The organism is Rhizobium sp. 0TCS1.26 (assembly GCF_050455525.1).
Taxonomy (GTDB): domain Bacteria; phylum Pseudomonadota; class Alphaproteobacteria; order Rhizobiales; family Rhizobiaceae; genus Neorhizobium.
This window is the reverse complement of record NZ_JBCIYV010000002.1, coordinates 97,291-116,910: the sequence shown is the minus strand read 5'-3', so window position 1 is coordinate 116,910 and position 19,620 is coordinate 97,291. Positions and strand designations below refer to the sequence as shown.

Annotated in this window: 22 protein-coding genes and 1 tRNA gene; 8 read left to right on the top strand and 15 right to left on the bottom strand. The window is 64.7% G+C overall.

The window, feature by feature from the left end; translation table 11 throughout:
• Window positions 1-27: 27 nt before the first annotated feature.
• Window positions 28-510: an outer membrane protein assembly factor BamE gene (locus AAIH46_RS07655; RefSeq protein ID WP_430305177.1), complete on the bottom strand. Its 483-nt coding sequence runs from the start codon at window positions 508-510 to the stop codon at window positions 28-30.
• A gap of 281 nt (window positions 511-791) precedes the next feature.
• On the opposite strand from AAIH46_RS07655, the gene AAIH46_RS07650 reads away from it, so the two are divergent.
• From AAIH46_RS07650 to AAIH46_RS07625, 6 genes are all read left to right on the top strand, one after another.
• A complete protein-coding gene (locus AAIH46_RS07650; RefSeq protein WP_430305176.1) occupies window positions 792-1,328 on the top strand; it encodes a ubiquinol-cytochrome C chaperone family protein in 537 nt (178 codons plus the stop codon).
• 6 nt (window positions 1,329-1,334) lie between these two features.
• Window positions 1,335-1,907 carry a YceD family protein gene (locus AAIH46_RS07645; RefSeq protein ID WP_430305174.1) on the top strand — a complete coding sequence of 191 codons (573 nt, stop codon included), beginning with the start codon at window positions 1,335-1,337 and terminating at the stop codon, window positions 1,905-1,907.
• A gap of 96 nt (window positions 1,908-2,003) precedes the next feature.
• Window positions 2,004-3,053, top strand: coding sequence for a phosphate acyltransferase PlsX (gene plsX / locus AAIH46_RS07640; protein ID WP_430305173.1), 1,050 nt, complete (start codon window positions 2,004-2,006; stop codon window positions 3,051-3,053).
• Between the two features lie 19 nt (window positions 3,054-3,072).
• Window positions 3,073-4,044 carry a beta-ketoacyl-ACP synthase III gene (locus AAIH46_RS07635; protein WP_430305172.1) on the top strand — a complete coding sequence of 324 codons (972 nt, stop codon included), beginning with the start codon at window positions 3,073-3,075 and terminating at the stop codon, window positions 4,042-4,044.
• Window positions 4,045-4,132: 88 nt separating this feature from the next.
• Window positions 4,133-4,471 carry an integration host factor subunit alpha gene (locus AAIH46_RS07630; protein ID WP_430305171.1) on the top strand — a complete coding sequence of 113 codons (339 nt, stop codon included), beginning with the start codon at window positions 4,133-4,135 and terminating at the stop codon, window positions 4,469-4,471.
• A 149-nt stretch (window positions 4,472-4,620) separates the two neighbouring features.
• Window positions 4,621-5,160 carry a MerR family transcriptional regulator gene (locus tag AAIH46_RS07625; protein WP_430305170.1) on the top strand — a complete coding sequence of 180 codons (540 nt, stop codon included), beginning with the start codon at window positions 4,621-4,623 and terminating at the stop codon, window positions 5,158-5,160.
• A gap of 49 nt (window positions 5,161-5,209) precedes the next feature.
• Here the strand turns inward: AAIH46_RS07625 and AAIH46_RS07620 are convergent, their stop codons facing one another.
• From AAIH46_RS07620 to AAIH46_RS07570, 11 genes are all read right to left on the bottom strand, one after another.
• A complete protein-coding gene (locus AAIH46_RS07620; protein ID WP_430305168.1) occupies window positions 5,210-5,392 on the bottom strand; it encodes a hypothetical protein in 183 nt (60 codons plus the stop codon).
• A gap of 182 nt (window positions 5,393-5,574) precedes the next feature.
• Complete coding sequence (locus tag AAIH46_RS07615) at window positions 5,575-6,939, bottom strand: FAD-containing oxidoreductase (RefSeq protein ID WP_430305167.1); 1,365 nt, start codon at window positions 6,937-6,939, stop codon at window positions 5,575-5,577.
• Window positions 6,939-7,397: a DUF4126 family protein gene (locus AAIH46_RS07610; protein ID WP_430305166.1), complete on the bottom strand. Its 459-nt coding sequence runs from the start codon at window positions 7,395-7,397 to the stop codon at window positions 6,939-6,941. The genes AAIH46_RS07615 and AAIH46_RS07610 overlap by 1 nt, the downstream gene beginning before the upstream one ends.
• Window positions 7,398-7,837: 440 nt before the next feature.
• Window positions 7,838-7,914: transfer RNA gene (locus AAIH46_RS07605), tRNA-Pro, on the bottom strand.
• 82 nt (window positions 7,915-7,996) lie between these two features.
• Window positions 7,997-8,185, bottom strand: coding sequence for a hypothetical protein (locus tag AAIH46_RS07600; protein ID WP_430305165.1), 189 nt, complete (start codon window positions 8,183-8,185; stop codon window positions 7,997-7,999).
• Window positions 8,186-8,301: 116 nt separating this feature from the next.
• Window positions 8,302-8,451 carry a hypothetical protein gene (locus AAIH46_RS07595; protein ID WP_430305163.1) on the bottom strand — a complete coding sequence of 50 codons (150 nt, stop codon included), beginning with the start codon at window positions 8,449-8,451 and terminating at the stop codon, window positions 8,302-8,304.
• Window positions 8,452-8,527: 76 nt separating this feature from the next.
• Window positions 8,528-8,821: a helix-turn-helix domain-containing protein gene (locus AAIH46_RS07590; protein WP_430305162.1), complete on the bottom strand. Its 294-nt coding sequence runs from the start codon at window positions 8,819-8,821 to the stop codon at window positions 8,528-8,530.
• Window positions 8,822-8,852: 31 nt separating this feature from the next.
• Window positions 8,853-10,127, bottom strand: a complete 1,275-nt coding sequence (locus AAIH46_RS07585) for an O-antigen ligase family protein (RefSeq protein ID WP_430305161.1) — start codon at window positions 10,125-10,127, stop codon at window positions 8,853-8,855.
• Window positions 10,124-11,704 (bottom strand): undecaprenyl-phosphate glucose phosphotransferase, encoded by a 1,581-nt coding sequence (locus tag AAIH46_RS07580; protein WP_430305160.1) that lies wholly within the window; start codon window positions 11,702-11,704, stop codon window positions 10,124-10,126. The genes AAIH46_RS07585 and AAIH46_RS07580 overlap by 4 nt, the downstream gene beginning before the upstream one ends.
• Window positions 11,705-11,775: 71 nt before the next feature.
• The gene (locus tag AAIH46_RS07575; RefSeq protein ID WP_430305159.1) at window positions 11,776-12,933 is read right to left on the bottom strand and encodes a glycosyltransferase family 4 protein; all 1,158 of its coding nucleotides are present in this window, start codon (window positions 12,931-12,933) and stop codon (window positions 11,776-11,778) included.
• 5 nt (window positions 12,934-12,938) lie between these two features.
• On the bottom strand, window positions 12,939-13,517 hold the full coding sequence (locus tag AAIH46_RS07570; protein WP_430305157.1) for a polysaccharide biosynthesis/export family protein: 579 nt from the start codon (window positions 13,515-13,517) through the stop codon (window positions 12,939-12,941).
• A 190-nt stretch (window positions 13,518-13,707) separates the two neighbouring features.
• On the opposite strand from AAIH46_RS07570, the gene AAIH46_RS07565 reads away from it, so the two are divergent.
• Window positions 13,708-15,903, top strand: coding sequence for a GumC family protein (locus tag AAIH46_RS07565; RefSeq protein ID WP_430305155.1), 2,196 nt, complete (start codon window positions 13,708-13,710; stop codon window positions 15,901-15,903).
• Between the two features lie 59 nt (window positions 15,904-15,962).
• On the opposite strand, the gene AAIH46_RS07560 is transcribed toward AAIH46_RS07565, so the two are convergent.
• Both AAIH46_RS07560 and AAIH46_RS07555 read right to left on the bottom strand, forming a co-directional pair.
• Window positions 15,963-17,189 (bottom strand): GNAT family N-acetyltransferase, encoded by a 1,227-nt coding sequence (locus AAIH46_RS07560; protein ID WP_430305154.1) that lies wholly within the window; start codon window positions 17,187-17,189, stop codon window positions 15,963-15,965.
• A 109-nt stretch (window positions 17,190-17,298) separates the two neighbouring features.
• Entirely contained in the window at window positions 17,299-17,508 is a 210-nt protein-coding gene (locus AAIH46_RS07555) for a DUF2842 domain-containing protein (protein WP_430305153.1), read from the bottom strand.
• 140 nt (window positions 17,509-17,648) lie between these two features.
• Here AAIH46_RS07555 and AAIH46_RS07550 point away from each other — a divergent pair, with 140 nt between their 5' ends.
• A complete protein-coding gene (locus AAIH46_RS07550) occupies window positions 17,649-18,746 on the top strand; it encodes a COX15/CtaA family protein (RefSeq protein WP_430305152.1) in 1,098 nt (365 codons plus the stop codon).
• A gap of 13 nt (window positions 18,747-18,759) precedes the next feature.
• Here the strand turns inward: AAIH46_RS07550 and AAIH46_RS07545 are convergent, their stop codons facing one another.
• Complete coding sequence (locus tag AAIH46_RS07545; protein WP_430305151.1) at window positions 18,760-19,611, bottom strand: aminoglycoside phosphotransferase family protein; 852 nt, start codon at window positions 19,609-19,611, stop codon at window positions 18,760-18,762.
• Window positions 19,612-19,620 lie beyond the last annotated feature (9 nt).

The window sequence follows — 19,620 nt, the reverse complement described above, 5'->3', positions numbered from 1 at the left end:
TTTCGATCGCCGGAAAGCGGCTGCGGATCAGTTGTTGCCGCCGCCCAGCATGTTGCGGAAGGCCGCAGCCCCGGCGCTGCCTGCGCCGGTTCCGCCGGCCAGCAGCTGCTGCAGGAAGGTGAGGTCGCGGCCGCCGGTCGGCGTCGTGCGCGAGATCGTGTCGAACACCTTGCCGTCCTTCAGCGTGTAGACGGCGCGGCGGGCGACGGTGCCCTCCTGGTTGAAGTAGATAGCAACGACGGTCTGCTCCACGAGCCTGGGCTTCATGAAGGCAACCGGGCGCTCGCGCTTCTGCGAGATGTAGTAGAAGACTTCTCCGTCGAAGGTCGCCGTCGTCGAGGGCGTACCCATCGACAGCAGCACCTGTTCGCGGCTGGATCCTTCCGGGATGAGGTCGAGCGAATCCTTGTCCAGCACGTATCCGTTATAGATCGTATCGCCGATCCCGGTGGTGCAGCCCGAAAGGCCAAGCGACACGGCGACTGCCAGCACTGCGGCCTTGCTCATCATATTCAAGTCAGACCCAAACACGCGCTTCTTCAACACCCTGTCCTCATGTGTTCGACCGGCCAAGCCATTCGTCGCTGCAATAGCTTCTGCTGCGATAGCATTGTGGCTATTCCGCGAAACTTCAGCGTCCCGCTCGTCCGTATCGGCATTTCCCGGTCGGCGATCGATGGCGCCCGTCCGGCATTGCAATTCGTGCATGCTTCGGTAAACCAGCTTTGGTTTCCATGCAACAAGGCTGGCTTGCCCAGCCGTCGCTTTGGCGGCGCAGAGTGCGGGCTTTTATGATCTTCGGTCTCTTCAGAAAGAAAAATTCCAATCGCCTGATCGTCGACCGGCAATACGCGGTCTTGACTTCGGCGGCCCGCGTTCCTTTCTTTTATGCCGCCATGGATGTGCCGGACACCGTCATGGGCCGTTTCGAGATGCTCTGCGCGGTGATGATTCTGTTCTTCAGGCGCACCGCCGGTTCCGACACCAGCGGCCGGCAACTGGCGCAGGAGATCGTCGACGCCTTCTTCCAGGATATCGACCATTCGATCCGCGAACTGGGTGTCGGGGATCAGGGCGTGCCGAAGCGCATGAAGAAGCTCGCCGGGATGTTTTATGGGCGGCTGGAGACCTATGGCGCGGCAATCGACGCCGGCAACGCCGCAGCGCTTGCCGGGGCGCTGAAACGCAATATTTATCCGCAGCAGGATGCGGCGCCGGGCATGCTGCCTCTGGCGGAATGGATGATGGGCGCCGAACAGGCGCTGAAACAGGTCCCGGACGAGGCGATCGCGCGCGGTGACGTCGCGCTGCCGGCGCCGGGGAAGTGAGGTTACATGAGCAATGATACGGTGCGCGGCGCAAAGCCGCCGTTCTCCTACCCGGTCAAGGTCGGGCACATCTCCGCCAATCCGGTGACTGTGCATCTGGAGGCCGATGAGCGCGAACGCGCCGGGCTGGCGACCCTCTGGCAGGTGGTCTCGGTCAAGGAACTTTCGTCCGACCTGCAGGTAACGCGGTGGAAGAAGGATGGCGTGCGGCTGAAGGGCCAGGTCAAGGCGCGGATCGTCCAGGCCTGCGTCGTGACGCTGGAGCCGGTGGAGAGCACGATCGTCGAGGAAGTCGAGCAGATCTTTGTCCCGGAGGGATCGAAGCTGGCACGCATCGTGGCCTCCGGCGAAAGCGCCGAGATGGTTCTCGATCCGGAGGGTCCCGATCTGCCCGAACTGTTTTCCGGTGATACGATCGACGCCGGCCAGACAGTCGCCGAGTTCGCCGCCCTGTCGATCAATCCCTATCCGCGCAAGGCGGGCATCGAGTTCAGCGATCGCATCGAGTCCGATGGGTCGCAACCGGAGGACAAGCCCAACCCGTTCTCCGTGCTCAAGGACTGGCCCGCCAAGCAATAGCGTTTGCATTCATCCGCTGATGGGTTGTAAGGGGCGGCAAAACCAGTATTTTGGCCCCGATTTCGCCTGGCGCGGGACAGAAGGACTAGGAAACGCGTGATCAGAATTTCTCTTGATGCCATGGGTGGCGATTTCGGCCCAGCCGTCGTCATCCCCGGTGCCGCCACGGCACTGGAGCGTCATCCCGATGCGACCTTCGTGATCTTCGGCCGTGCCGAGGAGTGTCTGCCGCTTCTCGACAGGCATCCGAAGCTGAAGCAGAAGTCGGTCTTCCACGATTGTGAAGTCGCCATCACCATGGACGAGAAGCCGAGTGCGGCGCTGCGTCGCGGCCGCTACGTGTCCAGCATGTGGCGGGCGATCGAGGCGGTGAAGACCGGCGAGGCCGATGTCGTCGTCTCGGCCGGCAATACCGGCGCGCTGATGGCGATGGCGAAATTCTGCCTGCGGACGATGGAAAACATCGAGCGTCCGGCGATCGCCGGCATCTGGCCGACGCTGCGCGGCGAAAGCATTGTTCTCGATATCGGCGCAACCATCGGTGCCGATGCGCAGCAGCTCCTTGATTTTGCCCTGATGGGCGGCGCCATGGCCCGCGCCCTGTTCGAGATCGACCGACCGACCGTCGGTCTGCTGAATGTCGGCGTCGAAGAGGTCAAGGGGCAGGAAGAAGTGCGTGAGGCGGGTCGCATGATCCGCGAATCGAACCTCTCGACGATCTCCTACCATGGCTTCGTCGAGGGCGACGATATCGGACAGGGTGTCGTCGACGTCGTCGTCACGGAGGGCTTCACCGGCAACATCGCCCTGAAGACCGCCGAAGGCACCGCCAAGCAGATGGCCGAGCTCCTGCGTTCGGCGATGTCGCGCACGCTGATGGCGAAGATCGGCTATCTGTTCGCGAAGGGTGCTTTCGACCGCCTGCGCGAGAAGATGGACCCGAGAAAAGTCAACGGCGGCGTGTTTCTCGGCCTTAATGGCATCGTGATCAAGTCTCATGGTGGCACGGATGCGGAAGGATACGCCTCGGCGATCGACGTGGGCTACGACATGGCCCGTAACGGTCTGAACGAGAAGATCTCGCAGGATTTGAAAACATATCATGCCCGCCGCCTGCCTCCGGCAGGTCCGGAAGAAGCGGCTTGAGAACAGGAATTTATCGAGCATGATCCGTTCAGTGGTTCGCGGTTTCGGCTCGGCGCTGCCTCAGCGCCTGGTCACGAACAAGGAATTGGAAAGCCTGGTTGAAACGTCCGACGACTGGATCGTCCAGCGAACCGGCATCCGTCAGCGCTACATTGCAGGCGATGGGGAAACCACCGCATCGCTCGGCGAACAGGCGGCCCGTGCCGCCCTCGACAAGGCCGGCCTGACGCCGGCCGACATCGATCTCGTCATCGTCGCCACCTCGACGCCGGACAACACCTTCCCGGCGACCGCCGTCAACATCCAGAGCCGTCTCGGCATGACGCAGGGCTATGCCTTCGACGTGCAGGCAGTCTGCACCGGTTTCGTCTACGCCATGGCGACCGCCGACGCGCATCTGAAGGCAGGCCTTGCCAAGCGTGCGCTGGTGATCGGTGCGGAAACCTTCTCGCGCATCCTCGACTGGACGGACCGCACCACCTGCGTGTTGTTCGGCGACGGCGCAGGTGCGCTGGTGCTGGAGGCGCAGGACCTTGAAGGGACGATGGCCGACCGCGGCATGCTGACGGCCCATCTGCGCTCCGATGGTTCGCACAAGGACAAGCTCTACGTCGACGGCGGCCCGTCCTCCACCGGCACGGTCGGTCATCTGCGCATGGAAGGCCGCGAAGTCTTCAAGTATGCGGTCGGCATGATCACCGACGTCATCGAGGCGGCGTTCACGGCAACCGGCACGACAGCGGACGATCTCGACTGGCTTGTGCCGCACCAGGCCAACCGCCGCATCATCGACGGTTCGGCAAAGAAGCTCGGCATTCCGACGGAGAAGGTCGTGATCACCGTCGACCTGCACGGCAACACGTCGGCGGCCTCGATTCCGTTGGCGCTTTCGGTTGCCGCGGCCGACGGTCGCATCAAGCAGGGCGACCTGGTGATGCTCGAGGCAATGGGCGGCGGCTTCACCTGGGGCGCCCTTCTGCTGCGCTGGTAATCTCGTATTTACAAGCGCTTGACCCTGGACGACAACACACATAGTGTTCGCAAACGTTGATCGATGAACACTTTGACGGGCGGGGGTCATGGCCGGCAAGACAGTGACACGGGCAGACTTGGCGGAGTCGGTGTTTCGCAAGGTCGGTCTCTCGCGAACGGAATCGGCCGAGCTGGTCGAGACGGTGATCGACGAGATCTGCAACGCCATCGTGCGCGGGGAAATCGTCAAGCTCTCGTCCTTCGCCACCTTCCAGGTTCGGGCGAAGAACGAGCGCATCGGCCGCAACCCGAAGACCGGCGAGGAAGTGCCGATCTCGCCGCGCCGGGTGATGACCTTCAAGGCGTCGAACGTGCTGAAGCAGCGCATCCTGAAATCGCATCTGGCCCGCAAGGCCAAGCAGAAGCCGGCCAATCCGGCTGCCTGAACGCGGCTCCTGCACGGGCCGGCGCCGCTCTAGGCTGTTCATTCTCTCTCATTCGACTTGAATTCGCCTCCGCAAACCGTTGAAATGCGGAGCATCGGAGAATTGGCCCTGCGTTGAGTCGGCCTTAGCCGATCGAGGGAGACGACATCTTGGAAAAGAGCCCGGACGCGTTCCGCACCATCAGCGAAGTTGCCGACGATCTCGACCTTCCGCAGCACGTGCTGCGGTTCTGGGAGACACGCTTCCCGCAGATCAAGCCGATGAAGCGCGGCGGCGGGCGTCGCTACTACCGCCCCGAGGACGTCGATCTGCTGAAGGGCATCCGCCATCTTCTCTACGACCACGGCTATACGATCAAGGGCGTCCAGAAGCTCCTGAAGACGAACGGCAACAAGTTCGTCGCCGCCATCGCCTCCGGCGACATGGCGACCATGGAAGCCATCATGGCTGCCAACAACGACCGTGCGGGCGGCGAGCCGAAGATCGCGCCCGACGACGAGGACCAGATCGTCGGACGGGCGAAGGCCAAGTCCAGCGGCCGCTTCTTCGGCTTCGGCTCGGGCGGCGAGGAGGACACGCTGGAAGTGTCGATCGGCAAGAGCTCGGTCGGCAAGGAAGACCGCGCGCTCCTGCAGGAGGCGCTCTTCGATCTGCTCGAGTGCAAGCGCCTGCTCGACCAGGTGCGCTAACGCCGCGTCCGGCTGCCTGCTGCCTGCTACCTGCTGCCGCGCAAGCGGTTCAGCCGGCGCCGCCGACCGGCGTCAGCACGATGCCGCTGCCATCGCATTCGGGGCACAGGCCGCGCTCGAGCTTGCCGGTGCCGCCGCAGCGCCGGCAAAGGTTCTCTGCAGCATCAGGCGTTCCCTCCGGCACCGCATCGCTATTGGCCGGGGCTTCGGGCATTCTCTGATCTGTGCTCATCGCAACTTTCCTCAGACTGTCTCGAAGACCAACACCGGCCACCCCATCTCCGTTCCCCGGGCCGGTAGCAACATCGGTTCGAAGACCTTGGGATGGCAGCGAGAAGATCAGGCGTGCCAGCAGGCGGCCGCCGTGCGCGCGACGCGCTACGGCACGGCTGACGCCGCGCACTCGATCAGAGATCAGGATGCGGGCTTTAGATCGCCGATCAGCGTCGGGATGAACTCCGATACAGTCGGATGGATCGGCACGGCCCACTGCAGCGCCGGATAGGGCGTCTTCGCATTCATGGCGTCGATGATCCCGTGGATCGCCTCGTCGCCTTCGACCCCGAGAAAGGCGGCACCAAGGATCTGCTGCGTCTCGGCGTCGGCGACGAGTTTCATGAAACCCCGCGTCTCGCCTTTCTCGACGGCCCGGCCGACCTTCGACATCGGCCGCTTGGAGACCAGGATCGGCCGGCCGGTCTCTCTCGCCTGCCGTTCCGTCATGCCCACCCGCCCCAGCGGTGGATCGATGTAGAGCGCGTAGCCGAGGCTCCTGTCGCTCAGCTTGCGGTCGCCGCCGTCGAGCAGGTTCGCCGCGACGATCTCGAAGTCGTTGTAGGAGGTGTGGGTGAAGGCGCCGTGGCCGTTGCAGTCGCCGAGCGCCCAGATGCCCTCGACATTCGTCGACAACTGGTCATCGACCTGGATGAAGCCTTTTTGGTCAACGCCAATGCCGGCCGCCTCCAGGCCCAGATCGTCGGTGTTCGGCCGCCGGCCCGTCGCCACAAGTACATGGCTTGCGGTGTAGCTGCCGCTGTCGGTCGTTACCTCGATCTCGTCTCCGGCCTTGGTGAACGACAGACCGCCCGCCGCCGTATGGACGGCGATGCCTTCGGCGCACAGGATCTCGGCGATCGCCTCCGAGACGTCCTCGTCCTCGCGCGATGCCAGCCGGTCGCCTCGCTCGATGACTGTCACCTCGGCACCGAAGCGCCGGTACATCTGCGCGAATTCAAGGCCGATATAGCTTCCGCCGATCACCACCAGATGGCGAGGCACCACGTCGAGATGGATGATCGACGTGCTGGTCAGGTAGGGGACGTCGGCGAGGCCCGGATAATCGGGGATCACCGGTCGCGCGCCGACATTGATGAAAATCCGCGGCGCCGTCAGCCGCTCGCCGTTGACTGCGACCGTCCTTGCATCCTCGAACCGGCCCTGGCCAAAGATCACCGTCATGTCGGGTAGTCCGTCGAACCCGGTCTGCAGCCCCTGCCGCGCGTCAAGTGTCACCTTGTCGGCGCGGCCCCGTACAACGCGCATGTCGATACCTATAGGGCCGGTGACGAGAACCCCGTAGTCGGCCGCACGTCTCGCCACATGCGCGGCACGGGCGCTGGCCACGAGGGCCTTTGTCGGCATGCAGCCGGCATTGACGCAGGTCCCGCCGAGATATTTCCGCTCCAGCAGCGCGACCTTGAAGCCTTCCGACGCCATCCGCGCCGCAAGGAACGGCCCGGCCTGGCCGGCACCGATGAAGATGGCGTCGAACTCCCGCATCACACGGCCGAGACGATCAGCACGGCGGCAACCACGGCGACCACATCCTCGAGGATCCCAGCGGGCAGATCGCGACCGAAGGAGGCAGCAAGCCTTGTTCTCACCGCTGCGCCGCCATAGGTGCCGATGACGGCCCCGATGATGCCGGCAATCACGCCGAGCCATAGGGAGCCGCCGGCCGCGCCGATCGCCCCACCCGACAGGGCACCGCTGACGAGGCGGGCGCCGAACTGCATCGGCACCTTGCGGGACGGCGTTCCCGGCAACTGGTCGGCGACGAACTCGCCGGCCGCAAGCAGGGTCAGGATCCACGGCGTCCACTGGTAGCCGAGGAAGGCCAGCGGCGTCTGCGAGATGTCGAACCAGCCGAGGCTGGCGGCCCAGGCCACGGCTGCAGGCGCCGTCAATGCCCGCAGGCCCGCGACCACACCGATAAGCAGAGCAAGAACGAGTAGCATGGTGGTTCCCTTCGTTGGTGCGGGCAGCCCGCGGGCACTTGATCTGGAGACGCGCCTTGAGGGGATCCTAGCCTGCCTTGCCGCCGCCCGCCATGGGAGATGCTGCGCCGCCCTTTCGCGCTGCCGCGGCAAGGCAACAAGGTTTCGGCGAACCAGCTCAAGGCCTGGCGCTGACAAGCGGCCAAGGGATGTCGTTGCGCGCAGTCGAGTTTGACGCGGCCGGAGTTGCCGTGTCCGGGGGAGATTTCAGGAGGAGGGGAGGCGAAGAGCCGTCGGCAGAAGCCGGCGCTGAGCAGGCTATCAGTGATCACGGTGGCGGCCGCCCAGACACAGATGGATACGGCCGTTTGATCGACGCGACGGTCTGTGATGACAGCGAGGGGACCGCTGTCGCCGGTTCAGAGATTCAGGTAAAACAACTGGGCTATCAAGGTGTTCATTGGTCGGGGCGGCCGGATTTGAACCGACGACCCCTTGACCCCCAGTCAAGTGCGCTACCGGGCTGCGCTACGCCCCGACCCGCTTCGTGAGAAGCACGAACTCCATACTGACTTGCCGCATCCGGTGCAAGACCAAAAATCGGAACCCTTGAAAGATGATTACCGGTAGAGCGGCGCCCGGGTGGCGTTCATCAGCAGTTCCTGCTCGGAGGCGAAGGGACCGAGAAGCTTGAGCAGCCGGTTCTCTTCCTTGGCGTCGAGGCGGTAGCGCTTGGCGAAATCGCTGACGTTCCATACCTTCTTCAGCGGCACGTTCTGAACCGTCTGCTTGTCGATATGCTGCGTCATGATGACCCCCTCGCTGTCGTGGCTTGGCCCGACAACTGCGAAGGGGGTAAAATGTTCCAGGGCAAAACGCTAAAAATGTAATTTAGCGTATCGGCTGCATGCCACCGCTTCCGGCGTCAGTTTTCCTCGACCTTCACGCCGTTGCTGGTGATGCTCATTTCAACGCCCTTCGGCTTGGTCTGCTCGTGGATGAGGTAGGCGCCGAGGCCGACGACGAGCACGGCGAGCGCGCCGATTACGAAGTAGAGATTGTTGCTGCGTGTCATGGGAACTCCGTGGACATTGCAAAAGGCGCGCAGAAACGCCGGTCCCGCAAACTTGTTCCCAGAGCGCTGGAACAATTCAGCCGTCGTTGGCGGAGCTCAGGTTTTCTGGCCGCATTCCCTCGTCTGACGGCTGATCGCGGAGCCGCAGACCTGGACCGACGCCGGGATCGTCCTGGCCGGCAGCAAGGAACACCACGCCCTGCTGCTCCAACGCCTGACGCAGCCTGTGGAAGCTGTCCATGTCTCCAGCGGTCTCGCCGCGCTCGATCTGGTCGAGGTCGGCAGTCGCAAGGCCGGCCGACGAGGCAAGCGCTTCGGTGGAGAGGCCGAGCAGGGCACGCGCGGCGCGGATCTGGGCGTTTGTAATCATCCGCAAGTATCTGGAACCGAGCGCCGGAAGGTCAAGATGCCGGTCGTAGAGCCGGATCCGCAGCAGGCCTCAAGGCAAGCCGACCAGCGCGCCTATGGCGCCATTCGAGCGCGTGACAGCCCCACACGACGCCGAACAGGATGTAGACGTGCCGCCAGTGGTCGATGTCGATGACGTTGCCGATCAGTGCGTGGCCGAGGATCGAGATCCAGGCGATCATCAGGTAGGGCTGCCACGGCCTGTCACGCAGTAGCGCCCGGAAGCCGACGATCAGCGTCGCCCAGATCAGCGTCACATAGGTGACGAAGCCGAGCCAGCCGTAGGTGGTGAGCGACTTCAGCCAGATATTGTGCTCGTCCTCGCCGAACATCTTGCCGAGCACCATAGGACCGAGACCGAGCGGGCGCTCCATCGCCATCAGGAAGCCCAGCTTGTGGCGCTCGAAGCGGCCGAGCCGCGCCCCGTCATACTCCTGCACCAGCCGGGCGCGGTTGAGGAACAGGTCCGACACCTTCTTCGACTGCATGGCACCGGCGATCGCCATCATCAGCACCAGCACGGCTGTAATGAACAGCGTGAAGATCTTCAGCCGGAAGGCGGCTGTCCGCTCCTTCAGCAGCATGACGACGACCAGCGCCAGGCAGGCGAAGACGAACAGCCCCCAGGCGGCGCGTGAGAAGGACAAGAAGACGCCGAGCGTCAGCACCAGGAACCCGGTGATGTAGAGGGGTGAGCGCAGCGGCGATCCGGAGAGCACCCGGTACATGAGGTAGAGCGCCGGCGGCACCAGATACGGGCCGAAGACGTTAGGATCCTGGAAGGCGCCTTTCGCCCGGTCGTAGAGGGTAAACACCTCGGCGCCGGGAAAGGCGTGGAAATACCCCAGAATGCCGAGTATCGCGGTGATCACCGCGCCGGCCACCCAGGCCTGGAAGATCAGTTTCAGCCGCCGGTGGTCGTCTTCGACGATGGCGCCGTAGAAGACCGCCGAAAGTCCCAGGAAGGTCGAGACGGCGACGTACATCGGCGCGCCGGTCATGTCCTTCATCACCGTCAGCGACAGCATGCCGCCGATGTTGAACAGCAGAAGCAGGATCAGCAGCGGGGCGATCGCCCGCGAGATCTTCAGCCCGAACAGGAACCACAGGGCGATCTGCATCGCCATCATCAGCTCGTAAGGGGCGGGTTCGGAGATCACGAAGCCGGAGAGGAATACGCCGACCGCGACGAAGGCCGAGCCGACGATGCGCAGCGCCGCGAGCTGCGGGCGAAAGGTTGCCGGGTGCGCGTGGCTCACGGCGCTCAATAGGCGTTTTCCGTATTGAACAACCGGATCGGCGTCAGAGCCAGGATCTTCAGGTCGAGCCACAGTGACCAGTTCTCGATGTAGTCGAGGTCGTAGGCGGTGCGGGCGCGGATCTTGTCGTCGCTGTCGAGTTCGCCGCGCAGGCCGTTGATCTGCGCCCAGCCGGTGACGCCCGGCTTCACCCGGTGGCGGGCGAAATAGCTCTCCGCCACATCGACATATTTGCGGTTGCCGGTCTGCGCCTGCACCGCGTGCGGACGCGGCCCGACCAGCGACAGCTCGCCGCGCAGCACGTTGAACAGCTGCGGCAACTCGTCAAGCGACGACTTGCGCAGGAAGCGGCCGACGGGCGTTACCCGAGGGTCTTTACGAGTGACTGCCAGCTTGGCCGTCGGATCGGCAAGTTCGGTATACATCGAGCGGAATTTCAGGACGTCGATGACTTCGTTGTTGAAGCCGTGGCGTTTCTGGACGAACAGCGCCGGCCCCTTGGACGTCGCCTTCACCGCGATGACGCAACCGATCATCACCGGCCAGAACACGACCAGCATGAGCGCCGAAAAGGTCACGTCGAAGATGCGCTTGGCAACCGAATCCCAGTCGCGCAGCGGCTTGTCGAAGATGTCGAGCATCGGCACGGCGCCGACATGGCTGTAGGCGCGTGGCCGAAAGCGCAGGCGATGCGCGTGGGCGGCGAGCCGGATGTCGACCGGCAGCACCCAGAGCTTCTTCACCAGCTGCAGGATGCGCTGTTCGGCGGTCGCCGGCAGGGCGATGATCAGCATGTCGATGCGTGCAAGCCGGGCAAATTCCACCAGTTCGCCGAAGGTTCCGAGCTTCGGGTAGCCGGCCACCACCTCCGGCGAGCGGGCGCTGCCGCGATCGTCGAAGATGCCGCAGATGCGAATGTCGTTGTCGGGCTGCTGCTCCAGTGCCCGGGCAAGGTCCTTGGCCGGCTGACCGCCGCCGACAATCACCGCGCGACGTTCCATGATGCCGTTGCGCGACCAGTTGCGGATGCCGAAGGCGAGCAGGTAGCGCACGGTCACCAGCAGCACGCAGCCGAAACCGAACCAGGTGCCGAGCGACGGCAGCGGCAGCCGGGCGTCGATGAGCTGCGCGACCAGCTGCTGCAGCGCAAAGGCCGCAAGCCAGGCGGCCAGAACCCGCGGCGCGGCGCGGCGCGGCGCCCTGAGCAGGGGGATCTGGTAGGTGTCGGCAACCTGCAGGAACAGCATGGCGAGCACTGCGCCGAACAGCGTCAGCCCGACATGCAGCAGATGCGGAAACATCGCGTCCGGCGCGGCGAACAATCCGACGGCGAGACCGGTGGCGGTCAGGATGAGGATCTCCAGAAGCCGGAACTGTCCGATCAGCAGCGACGGGCTCTGGGAATGATTGCTGAACTGCTCGGCGATCTGGCGGGCAAAGGCATTGAGTTCCGGTGCCCGGGCGTCAGAGCTGTTGCGTTCGAAAGCCTTGGCCTGCTCACCACCCGCAGCGCCGCCGGAAACATCGGACACGCTGCGCCGAAGGGCGTCGACGTCCAGTCCCTCGTGCTGTGCCGGGTCGCTCATCGCAAGATCCCAATCGCGCTCATGCGCCGGCCGGCGGCCACCGCGCAATGGGCAGGTCTATCAGAAAGATGCTAATAAAGTTTTGAATTCGGGCGATCCAGCCGGCGCTGGTAGAGTGCGAGCATAGCGGATGCCATCACGGAAGCCGAGAAGCGCGACTTGAACGCCTCCGGGCGGGGCATCACCTGCGCCTGCCAGTCGGGCACGCTCAGCACCTCGAGCATCAGCCGGGAAAGATCGTTCGCATCGCCGGGCACGGCCAGCGCCGCGCTGTGGGTGCCGAGAACCTCGGGGATGCCGCCGACGCGGCTGGCGATGAGCGGCTTTTCCGCCGCAAGCGCCTCCAGCACGATATAGGGCATGGCTTCTGCCCTGGACGGCACGACCACCACATGCGCCAGCGCGAACGCCTCGCGCGCCGGCATCGCGTCCAGCAGCCTAATCCGGCGGCCGAGCCCGCGCTCGTCGATGGTCTGCCGGTAGCGTGGCTTGTCGGGTCCGTCGCCGACCATCACCGCCGACAGCGTCCGGCCAAGGCTTCGTTCGGTGCGGGCGAAGGCGTCGATGAAGACGTCCGGCCCTTTGAGGTCGCGCATCATGCCGATGTAGAGGAAATCGGCACCATCCGGCCGCGTGGCGACGGGTGAAAACTCCTGGTCGCGGATGCCGTTGTAGATGATCTCGGCCGGCACCGTGGGAGTGCCGACCTTTTCCTCATAGGTCCGCCGCTCGAACTCGCAGACGAACACCAGCTGATCTGTGAAGCGCTCCAGAAAGCGCTCGAGCCGCAGCACGATCTGGCCGACCGGCTTGCGGCGATCATAATGCAGGCTTCCGCCATGCGGCGAATAGAGGCGGGCGACGCAATACCTGTTGACCCGCAGGGCTGAGCCGATGAGACGAGCCACGACGCCACCTTTGGCGCCGTGTCCGTGCAGGACATCCGGCTTCAAACTTCTGATATGCTTGTAGCTTGCGTAGAGCGCTGCCAGATCCGAGGGACTGATGGCGCGGCGGATCGGCAGGCGGATCAGGCCGAGTGCGAGATGCGGCAGGATCGCCTCGAACAGCTTCTCCTCGTGTGCGCCTCCCGTTGAGCTGTCGCAGAGGATGCCGACCTGATGGCCGTCGCGCACATGCTCCTCGACCAGATCGCGCACATGGCGAAAGATCCCGCCCACCGGCGACCGGAAGCAATGGATGATCCTGAGGGGTTCGCCGGCGGCCATGGATGTCAGAAAAGCCGCTCGCGGACGTAGATCGTGTCGCCGGCCAGCACCGGGCTGGAAATGGTGGTGCGGCCCGTCAGCGACCGTCCGTTCAGCTTGCGTGTGACGTCGACGTCGCGCTGGTTGCCGCGCGGCGTGAAGCCGCCGGCGATTGCCACGGCGTTCTGCACCGTCATGCCCGGCACGTAGGAATACTGGCCCGGCCTGCCGACTTCGCCCATCACGAACACGGGCCGGTAGCGATCGACCTCGATGGTCACGTCCGGGTCGCGCAGATAGCCCTGGCGAAGCTTGGTGGCAATCGCACCTTCGAGGCTTGCCAGCGTCTCGCCGCGGGCCGGCACCTGGCCAATCAGCGGGAAGGAGATGTAGCCCGCCTGGTCCACCGTGTAGGTGTTCGTCAGGCTCTGCTGCTCGAAGACTGCAACGCGCAGTCGGTCGCCGCTGTCCAGCCGGTAGGGCTGGATCGTCGCCTCATGGAATGCCTTCGGCGCCGGCTTGTAGGAGGTGCAGCCGGACAGGACCCCAAGCGCCGAAACGGCGAGGGCCAGTGCGATGGATGATTTACGGCGTGCGAACTTCATTCGCGCGGACTCCGGCTTAAGAAACCAACTTCATCCGTTATCGATCCATTAGGGTTAATGGCCGGTAAAGAGCCTTGGCCTGACTGTGCCATATGTGGGGCTCAGCATCGGAAATGCCGGCGGGGAGGGCGTTAACGTCCCGCTTACTCTGTTCGTTTACGGTCTTCGTGAATTACACGTGGAGCGCGCGATGCCAGGCGTCACCGGAAATCAGGATGCGGATATTGATATCGGCCAGTTGTTCGGCGCCGTAAAGGACCGCCGCAACGCGATCCTCGCGTCGACCGCCATCGCTGCGGCCATCGCCTTCGTCTGCGCCAGCCTGATGACCCCGAGCTACAAGTCGGAGACGCGCATCCTCATCGAGGCGCGCGAGACAAACACTGCCGGGCAGGAAACCCAGGGCGCCAACGAGCCGGTGCTCGACCAGTACAACATCGTCAGCCAGGCGCAGCTCCTTCAGTCGGCGGATCTCATCAAGACCGTGGCCCGCGACCTGAAACTGTTCGACCTTAAGGAATTCGACCCGGAAGCGCATTCGCTGCTGCCCGATCCGCTGGTCATGCTCGGCCTCAAGCAGAACCCGCTCGACCTGCCGCCGGAAGACCGCGTCATCAAGGCGTTTCGCGAGAAGCTGCAGGTCTATCCGGTCGAGGGGTCGCGCGTCATCGCCATCGAGGTGTCCTCGGAGGATCCCAAGCTTGCCGCCGCCATACCCAACAGGATGGCCGAGGTGTACCTGTCCATGCAGAGCGGCGCCAAGCTCGACACGCATAGCGAAACCACCCGCTGGCTGGAGCCCGAGATCGCCTCGCTGCGCGACAAGGTGCGTGATGCGGAACGCAAGGTTGCCGACTATCGCACCACGGCCGGCCTGTTCCAGTCCGGCGAGAACACCAGTTTTTCGGCGCAGCAGCTGAACGACATTTCGACCGAGCTCGCCCGCGTCCGCGGCGAACGAGCGAATGCCGAGGCGCGGTCGGAAAACGTCCGCGCGGCGCTAAAACTCGGCCGCGGTTTCGATACGCTGGGCGACGTCGTCGGCTCGGCGATGATCCAGCGGCTGAAGGAAACCGAGGCCAACCTGCAGGCGGAGATCTCGCAGACGCAGATCTCTCTGCTCGACGGACATCCGCGGCTGAAGGGCATGCGCGCCCAGCTGGCCGGCATCCGCCAGCAGATCGAATCGGAAACCCGCAAGATTCTCGCCAGCCTTGAAAGCGAGGCGGATGTCGCAAAGCTGCGGGAACAGCAGCTCGGACAGCAGCTGAACGGCCTGAAGGCCGATTCGGCCCGCGCCGGCGAGGACGAAGTCGGCCTGCGGGCGCTGGAGCGCGAAGCCGCCGCCCAGCGGCAGCTGCTGGAAACCTACCTGTCGCGTTACCGGCAGGCCGCCTCGCGCGTCGACCCGGGTTCGACGCCGGCCGACGCGCGTGTCGTGTCGACCGCGATCGAGCCTGTCGAAGCCTATTTCCCCAAGGTCATTCCGATCACCATCATCGTCGCGCTGGCGACGCTCATCCTGCACGTCATCGGCATCATCGTCGCCGCGCTGTTTTCCGGTCGCGGACTGCGCCCGACCTACGAATACGAGGATCGCAGCGAAGCGCCGGCGCTAGACACGATGCCGGGCCGCTACCGTCTTTCCCAGGACAGGACCGACGACACTGAGCAGGGCGAGTTTGATGCACATGCATTGAACGATCTTGCCGCCGCAAAGAACGATGCCTCCTCCTCGCCCCCTGCAGCGCCCGGGGCGGATGTGCCCTCCGATATGCCGGCTGCCATTCATGCAGCGCTCAGCCTCGAAGCGGTGCGCGACTACCTTCTGCGGCGCGGGTCACCGCTTGCCGTCGCCGTGTCTCCGACCGGCGACGAAGGCTCCACGGCCACCGTCCTCCTGGCGCGCGAAATCTCGGAAGCCGGCCGCACCGTCGTGCTGGTCGACATGACAGGCTCAGGCTGCCCGACCCGGCTGATGGCAGACAGCATCAGCCTTCCGGGCGTCACCGACCTTCTCTGCGGCACCACGCCGTTCGGCGACACCATTCACCCGGACCGGTTGTCGGATGCGCATATCGTTCCGCAGGGCACGGCCGACGCTGAGCAGGCGATGCGCGGCGCGGATCGCCTGACGATGATCCTTGATGCGCTGGCAGGCGCCTATGATGTGGTGCTCGTTGAGTGCGGCCAGGCCGATGCCAAGGGCCTCGAACGCCTGATGCGCGGCGACAAAGCAGAACTGATCCTGTCGCTGCCGCTAGCAAGCCAAGGTGAGATCGGCGAACTGCTCGAGGACTATGCGCAGGCCGGCTATCGCAATCCGCTCGTCATGTCGGCGGAACTTGCCGGCCGTCCCAGCCGCAGCGGCCGCGTCGCCGCCTGATCCCGTTCTCAACGCTGACAGTAATCCAAGCCGATCCGCTCCGGGTCGGCTTGCCGTCTCTAGTCCTGCTCGGTGGGGAGCGGCGATCTCCAGCCGGCCCTCAGCCGCTGGATGATGCGGTAGAGACGCGGGTTGCGCTTGATGCCGAGCTTGGCACGCCCAATCGCCGCATGCAGCGTCGCGGCGATCCGGCCGGCCGTCGAGATCGGGATCGAGATGTCGTAGAGAACGGTTTCCACCGGACACCAGCTGCGCTTGTAGCCCTGGTCGCCGACGCCGAAATCGAAGAGCGCCGCACCTTGCGCACAAGCCTGCTCGATCATCAGCCAGAACAGCAACTCGCCGGGACTTGCTTCCGGGTGAAGCGTTCCGTCGATCGACCCGAACTGGCAGATGATGTGATCGCCCTTGCGCGACAGGCCGGCGATGGCGGCAATGTCGCCGCCCTCCCTCAGCCGGATCGCATGCAGCCGAAGCGGATAATCCTGCTCCGTTGACCCGGCGTCGATCAGCGTGTGGAAGAAGGCCCGGATCTCCGGATCGGCGAAGACGTCTGGAAGCCCGTGCGCCTCGAAGCGGACGCGCTTCTGGCGGAAGAACAGGTCGAGGAGCGTGTGCTGCTCGGCCAATGTTTCCGGAACCCAGTGGTCATAGCCGCCGGCCTCTTCGAGGCGCCGGTTTTGGGTGCGGAATTTCTTGCGCCGGCGCTTGGCGTTCAGCTGCTTCAGCGTTTCCTCGAAGCTCGGATGAAGCGGCAGCTGAAAGGACGGGTTGAGGTGGGTCCGCATGCAGAGCGCCGCGAGCGGATGATCCCCGTCGCGCCAGCGCCGCGGGACCGCTTCAAGGACGGCAAGATCGGCCTTGCCCTTCAGCAGCAGGGCGATCTGTCGGCGGATATCCATCTGCCGGGCGGGCGCCGGTCGAAAATCCTCGGCACACAGCCCGGTGTTGAGATTGTTGTGACGGCCGCCGGGGAACGCCGCGACCCGGATCCCGTTGCGCCTGGCGATCTCAAGCGGCAGCAGGAAGAGCGTCCGATCGCCGGCACGCCCCTCGATGACCAGCGGTGTTCGACCATGCGCTATCGACCAGCTTCGGCACCAGTCGTAGCCCTGATGCAGCGAATTGAGCGGCAGCCGTTCCAGTCGCCGCCACTCATGTTCAAGGGAGGCCATGTCGACGAGGCGGCACAGGATTGCCGTCGATTCGGCCGCAGTCTCTCCCGGCTCCGCGCTCGGGTCGGTTGGGGCAGGGCATTCATCGATCGCCGAGCGGATTGTCTGCACGCGGTACTCCTTGGTGCCGGGCAGAAGGCTAAGGCAGGAATCGCAACAACCGGTTATGGCGCAAAGACAGTGAGCGTCCGATCGACGGGTGTGGTTAAGCGCCGGTGAATCAGCGCGGCCGCGGCCCCGCCATCCAGCGGATGATCAGCATTGCCGGCAGGATCCACAACAGCCCGCTCAAAGCAAAATAGGCAAGATGCACATACCAGGGCGAGGTGCCGAGCGTCAGCGAGGCGATGCTGGTGGCGATCAGCGCGTAGCTGAGGACAAGGATGATCAGCAGGATCGTTCCGATGAACTTCTTCAGGCGCAGTGGCATGGGCTTCCTCTTGCAGGCCGGTCCACTCTCAAAGACCTTGCCGCGACGGCATGCCGCAAACCTGCAGGACTTGTTTTGCACGGGCCCATGGGGCAAATCAACGCCGAGACGACATTGTCGACAGATGTCAGGAGACGGTCATGGTCACCTCGGACGCAATCATCCGGGATACGAGCAGTGAGGAGAGCCGCCGGCTGGAGCGAAATCGCCTCGCTCTGCGCCGCTGGCTGCAGCTCGTCATCCTGACGCTGGTCTGCCTGGTCGTTGTCGGCGGCGCCACGCGGCTCACCAATTCCGGCCTGTCGATTACCGAGTGGAAGCCGATCCATGGCGCCATACCGCCGCTTTCGGTCGCCGAATGGGAAGAGGAATTCCAGCTCTACCAGCGCATCCCGCAGTATCAGCAGCTGAACCACGGCATGACGCTCGACGAGTTCAAGTCGATCTTCTGGTGGGAGTGGGCGCACCGGCTGCTGGCCCGGGCGATCGGTCTCGTCTTCGGCCTGCCGCTGGTGTTCTTCTGGCTCACCGGCCGCGTCGAGCGCCGTCTGCGCATGCCGCTCGTCGGGCTCCTGGCGCTCGGCGGCCTGCAGGGCTTTGTCGGCTGGTGGATGGTGTCCTCCGGCCTTGCGGTGCGCACCGACGTCTCGCAGTACCGGCTGGCGACGCATCTCACCATTGCCTGCCTGATCTACGCCGCCTGCGTCTGGATCATGCGTGGGCTGACGCCACAGACGGTCGACCGGCCGCCGACCCGCCACTCGCATCTCGCAGCCGGTGCCCTGGCGTTTCTGGCGCTGTTTCAGATCTATCTGGGCGCGCTGGTCGCAGGCCTCGATGCCGGCTTCACCTACAACACCTGGCCGCTGATGGATGGCGCGCTGGTCCCCGGCGACCTGTTCATCCAGCAGCCCTGGTGGATCAACCTCTTCGAGAACCCCAAGACCGTACAGTTCGTCCACCGCTGCGGCGCCTACCTGCTGCTGATCTTGACCTTCGTGCACATGCTTCAGTCGCTGCGCCTGACCCCCGGCACCGGCCATGCCCGGGGCGCCATGCTGCTGTTCGGCCTCGTCTGTCTGCAGGCGGCAATCGGCATTGCGACGCTTCTCCTGCACGTGCCGATAGAGGCGGGGCTGCTGCATCAACTGGGCGGGCTTCTGGTGCTCGGCTATGCCATCGCCCACTGGCGCGGCTTCTACGGCGAGTTTCCGCGCGATTCGGCAATGCGCAGCTGACGATCGGCGGGCATTAGAGGCCGTCGCTCAGCATCCTCCGCACAAGCCCGGCAAAAGCCAGTCGCTCCTTGATGTTCTGCTGTGCGCCTTCCGCGTCCGCTCGCTCGAGCGACCATGCGACCGACAGCATCGCATGCACGGCGGCAAACCGCAGAACCTTGCCGGGCGGGCAGCCGAAATGAATGCCGAAGTCGCGGGCGAGGCGGCGGATCCGCTCCGGTGAGACGATAAGCGCCCCGGCGCCAAGCGGATTGCCGAAGACGTTCGCCACGTCGTAGACGGGGTCGCCGATCAGGCCGTGCGGATCGATTGCCCGCCAGCGATCCTTGCCGTTGAAGAGGATGTTGTCGTGGTGGAGGTCGCCGTGCAGCGGCCGCACGTCGCGCGTCTGCGCCAGAAGGCTGCGGGCGTCGTCCGCCGCCCAGCGACAGATCTCGCGATGTTCTCCACCGCGCTCCTCCAGCGCGAAGAGCGCCTTGGCGTGGTTGGCAAACGGCATCATGCCGCGCGGCGCGGGGCGAGACATCGCGCTGTGCAGCTCCGGCAGCAGGCTGAGGATGACGCTCGTCGCTTCAATGTCCCGAGCCGCACCGAAAACGCGCGCCAGCGTCAGTGCGCCGGCATCTTCCAGCAAGGCACAGTCATTCGTCGCCTCCAGCAGCCGGACCGTTCCCTGTCCGTCGCGCCAGCGCAGGAATTCAAAGCCGGAGCGCTCGGCCAAGCCTTCCGGCTTGAGCCGCTTGAGGATGACGGTTTCGCCCCTGTTCGTGCGCGCACGCCAGACATGGCTGCTGTGCGTATCGGCGATCAGCACCGGGTCGGAAAGCCGCCAGCGTCGTAGAAGGAAGGGGTCGACATTCGCCACCATCATCCG

Coding starts and splice junctions, on each gene's coding strand:
- AAIH46_RS07575 (WP_430305159.1), bottom strand. CDS start 12,933: ATGGCCGCCGGCGAACCCCTCAGGATCATCCATTGCTTCCGGTCGCCG.
- AAIH46_RS07600 (WP_430305165.1), bottom strand. CDS start 8,185: ATGACGCAGCATATCGACAAGCAGACGGTTCAGAACGTGCCGCTGAAG.
- AAIH46_RS07590 (WP_430305162.1), bottom strand. CDS start 8,821: ATGATTACAAACGCCCAGATCCGCGCCGCGCGTGCCCTGCTCGGCCTC.
- AAIH46_RS07555 (WP_430305153.1), bottom strand. CDS start 17,508: ATGCCACTGCGCCTGAAGAAGTTCATCGGAACGATCCTGCTGATCATC.
- AAIH46_RS07580 (WP_430305160.1), bottom strand. CDS start 11,704: ATGAGCGACCCGGCACAGCACGAGGGACTGGACGTCGACGCCCTTCGG.
- AAIH46_RS07615 (WP_430305167.1), bottom strand. CDS start 6,939: ATGCGGGAGTTCGACGCCATCTTCATCGGTGCCGGCCAGGCCGGGCCG.
- AAIH46_RS07635 (WP_430305172.1), top strand. CDS start 3,073: ATGATCCGTTCAGTGGTTCGCGGTTTCGGCTCGGCGCTGCCTCAGCGC.
- AAIH46_RS07550 (WP_430305152.1), top strand. CDS start 17,649: ATGGTCACCTCGGACGCAATCATCCGGGATACGAGCAGTGAGGAGAGC.
- AAIH46_RS07650 (WP_430305176.1), top strand. CDS start 792: ATGATCTTCGGTCTCTTCAGAAAGAAAAATTCCAATCGCCTGATCGTC.
- AAIH46_RS07645 (WP_430305174.1), top strand. CDS start 1,335: ATGAGCAATGATACGGTGCGCGGCGCAAAGCCGCCGTTCTCCTACCCG.
- AAIH46_RS07595 (WP_430305163.1), bottom strand. CDS start 8,451: ATGACACGCAGCAACAATCTCTACTTCGTAATCGGCGCGCTCGCCGTG.
- AAIH46_RS07655 (WP_430305177.1), bottom strand. CDS start 510: ATGATGAGCAAGGCCGCAGTGCTGGCAGTCGCCGTGTCGCTTGGCCTT.
- AAIH46_RS07630 (WP_430305171.1), top strand. CDS start 4,133: ATGGCCGGCAAGACAGTGACACGGGCAGACTTGGCGGAGTCGGTGTTT.
- AAIH46_RS07610 (WP_430305166.1), bottom strand. CDS start 7,397: ATGCTACTCGTTCTTGCTCTGCTTATCGGTGTGGTCGCGGGCCTGCGG.
- AAIH46_RS07565 (WP_430305155.1), top strand. CDS start 13,708: ATGCCAGGCGTCACCGGAAATCAGGATGCGGATATTGATATCGGCCAG.
- AAIH46_RS07620 (WP_430305168.1), bottom strand. CDS start 5,392: ATGAGCACAGATCAGAGAATGCCCGAAGCCCCGGCCAATAGCGATGCG.
- AAIH46_RS07570 (WP_430305157.1), bottom strand. CDS start 13,517: ATGAAGTTCGCACGCCGTAAATCATCCATCGCACTGGCCCTCGCCGTT.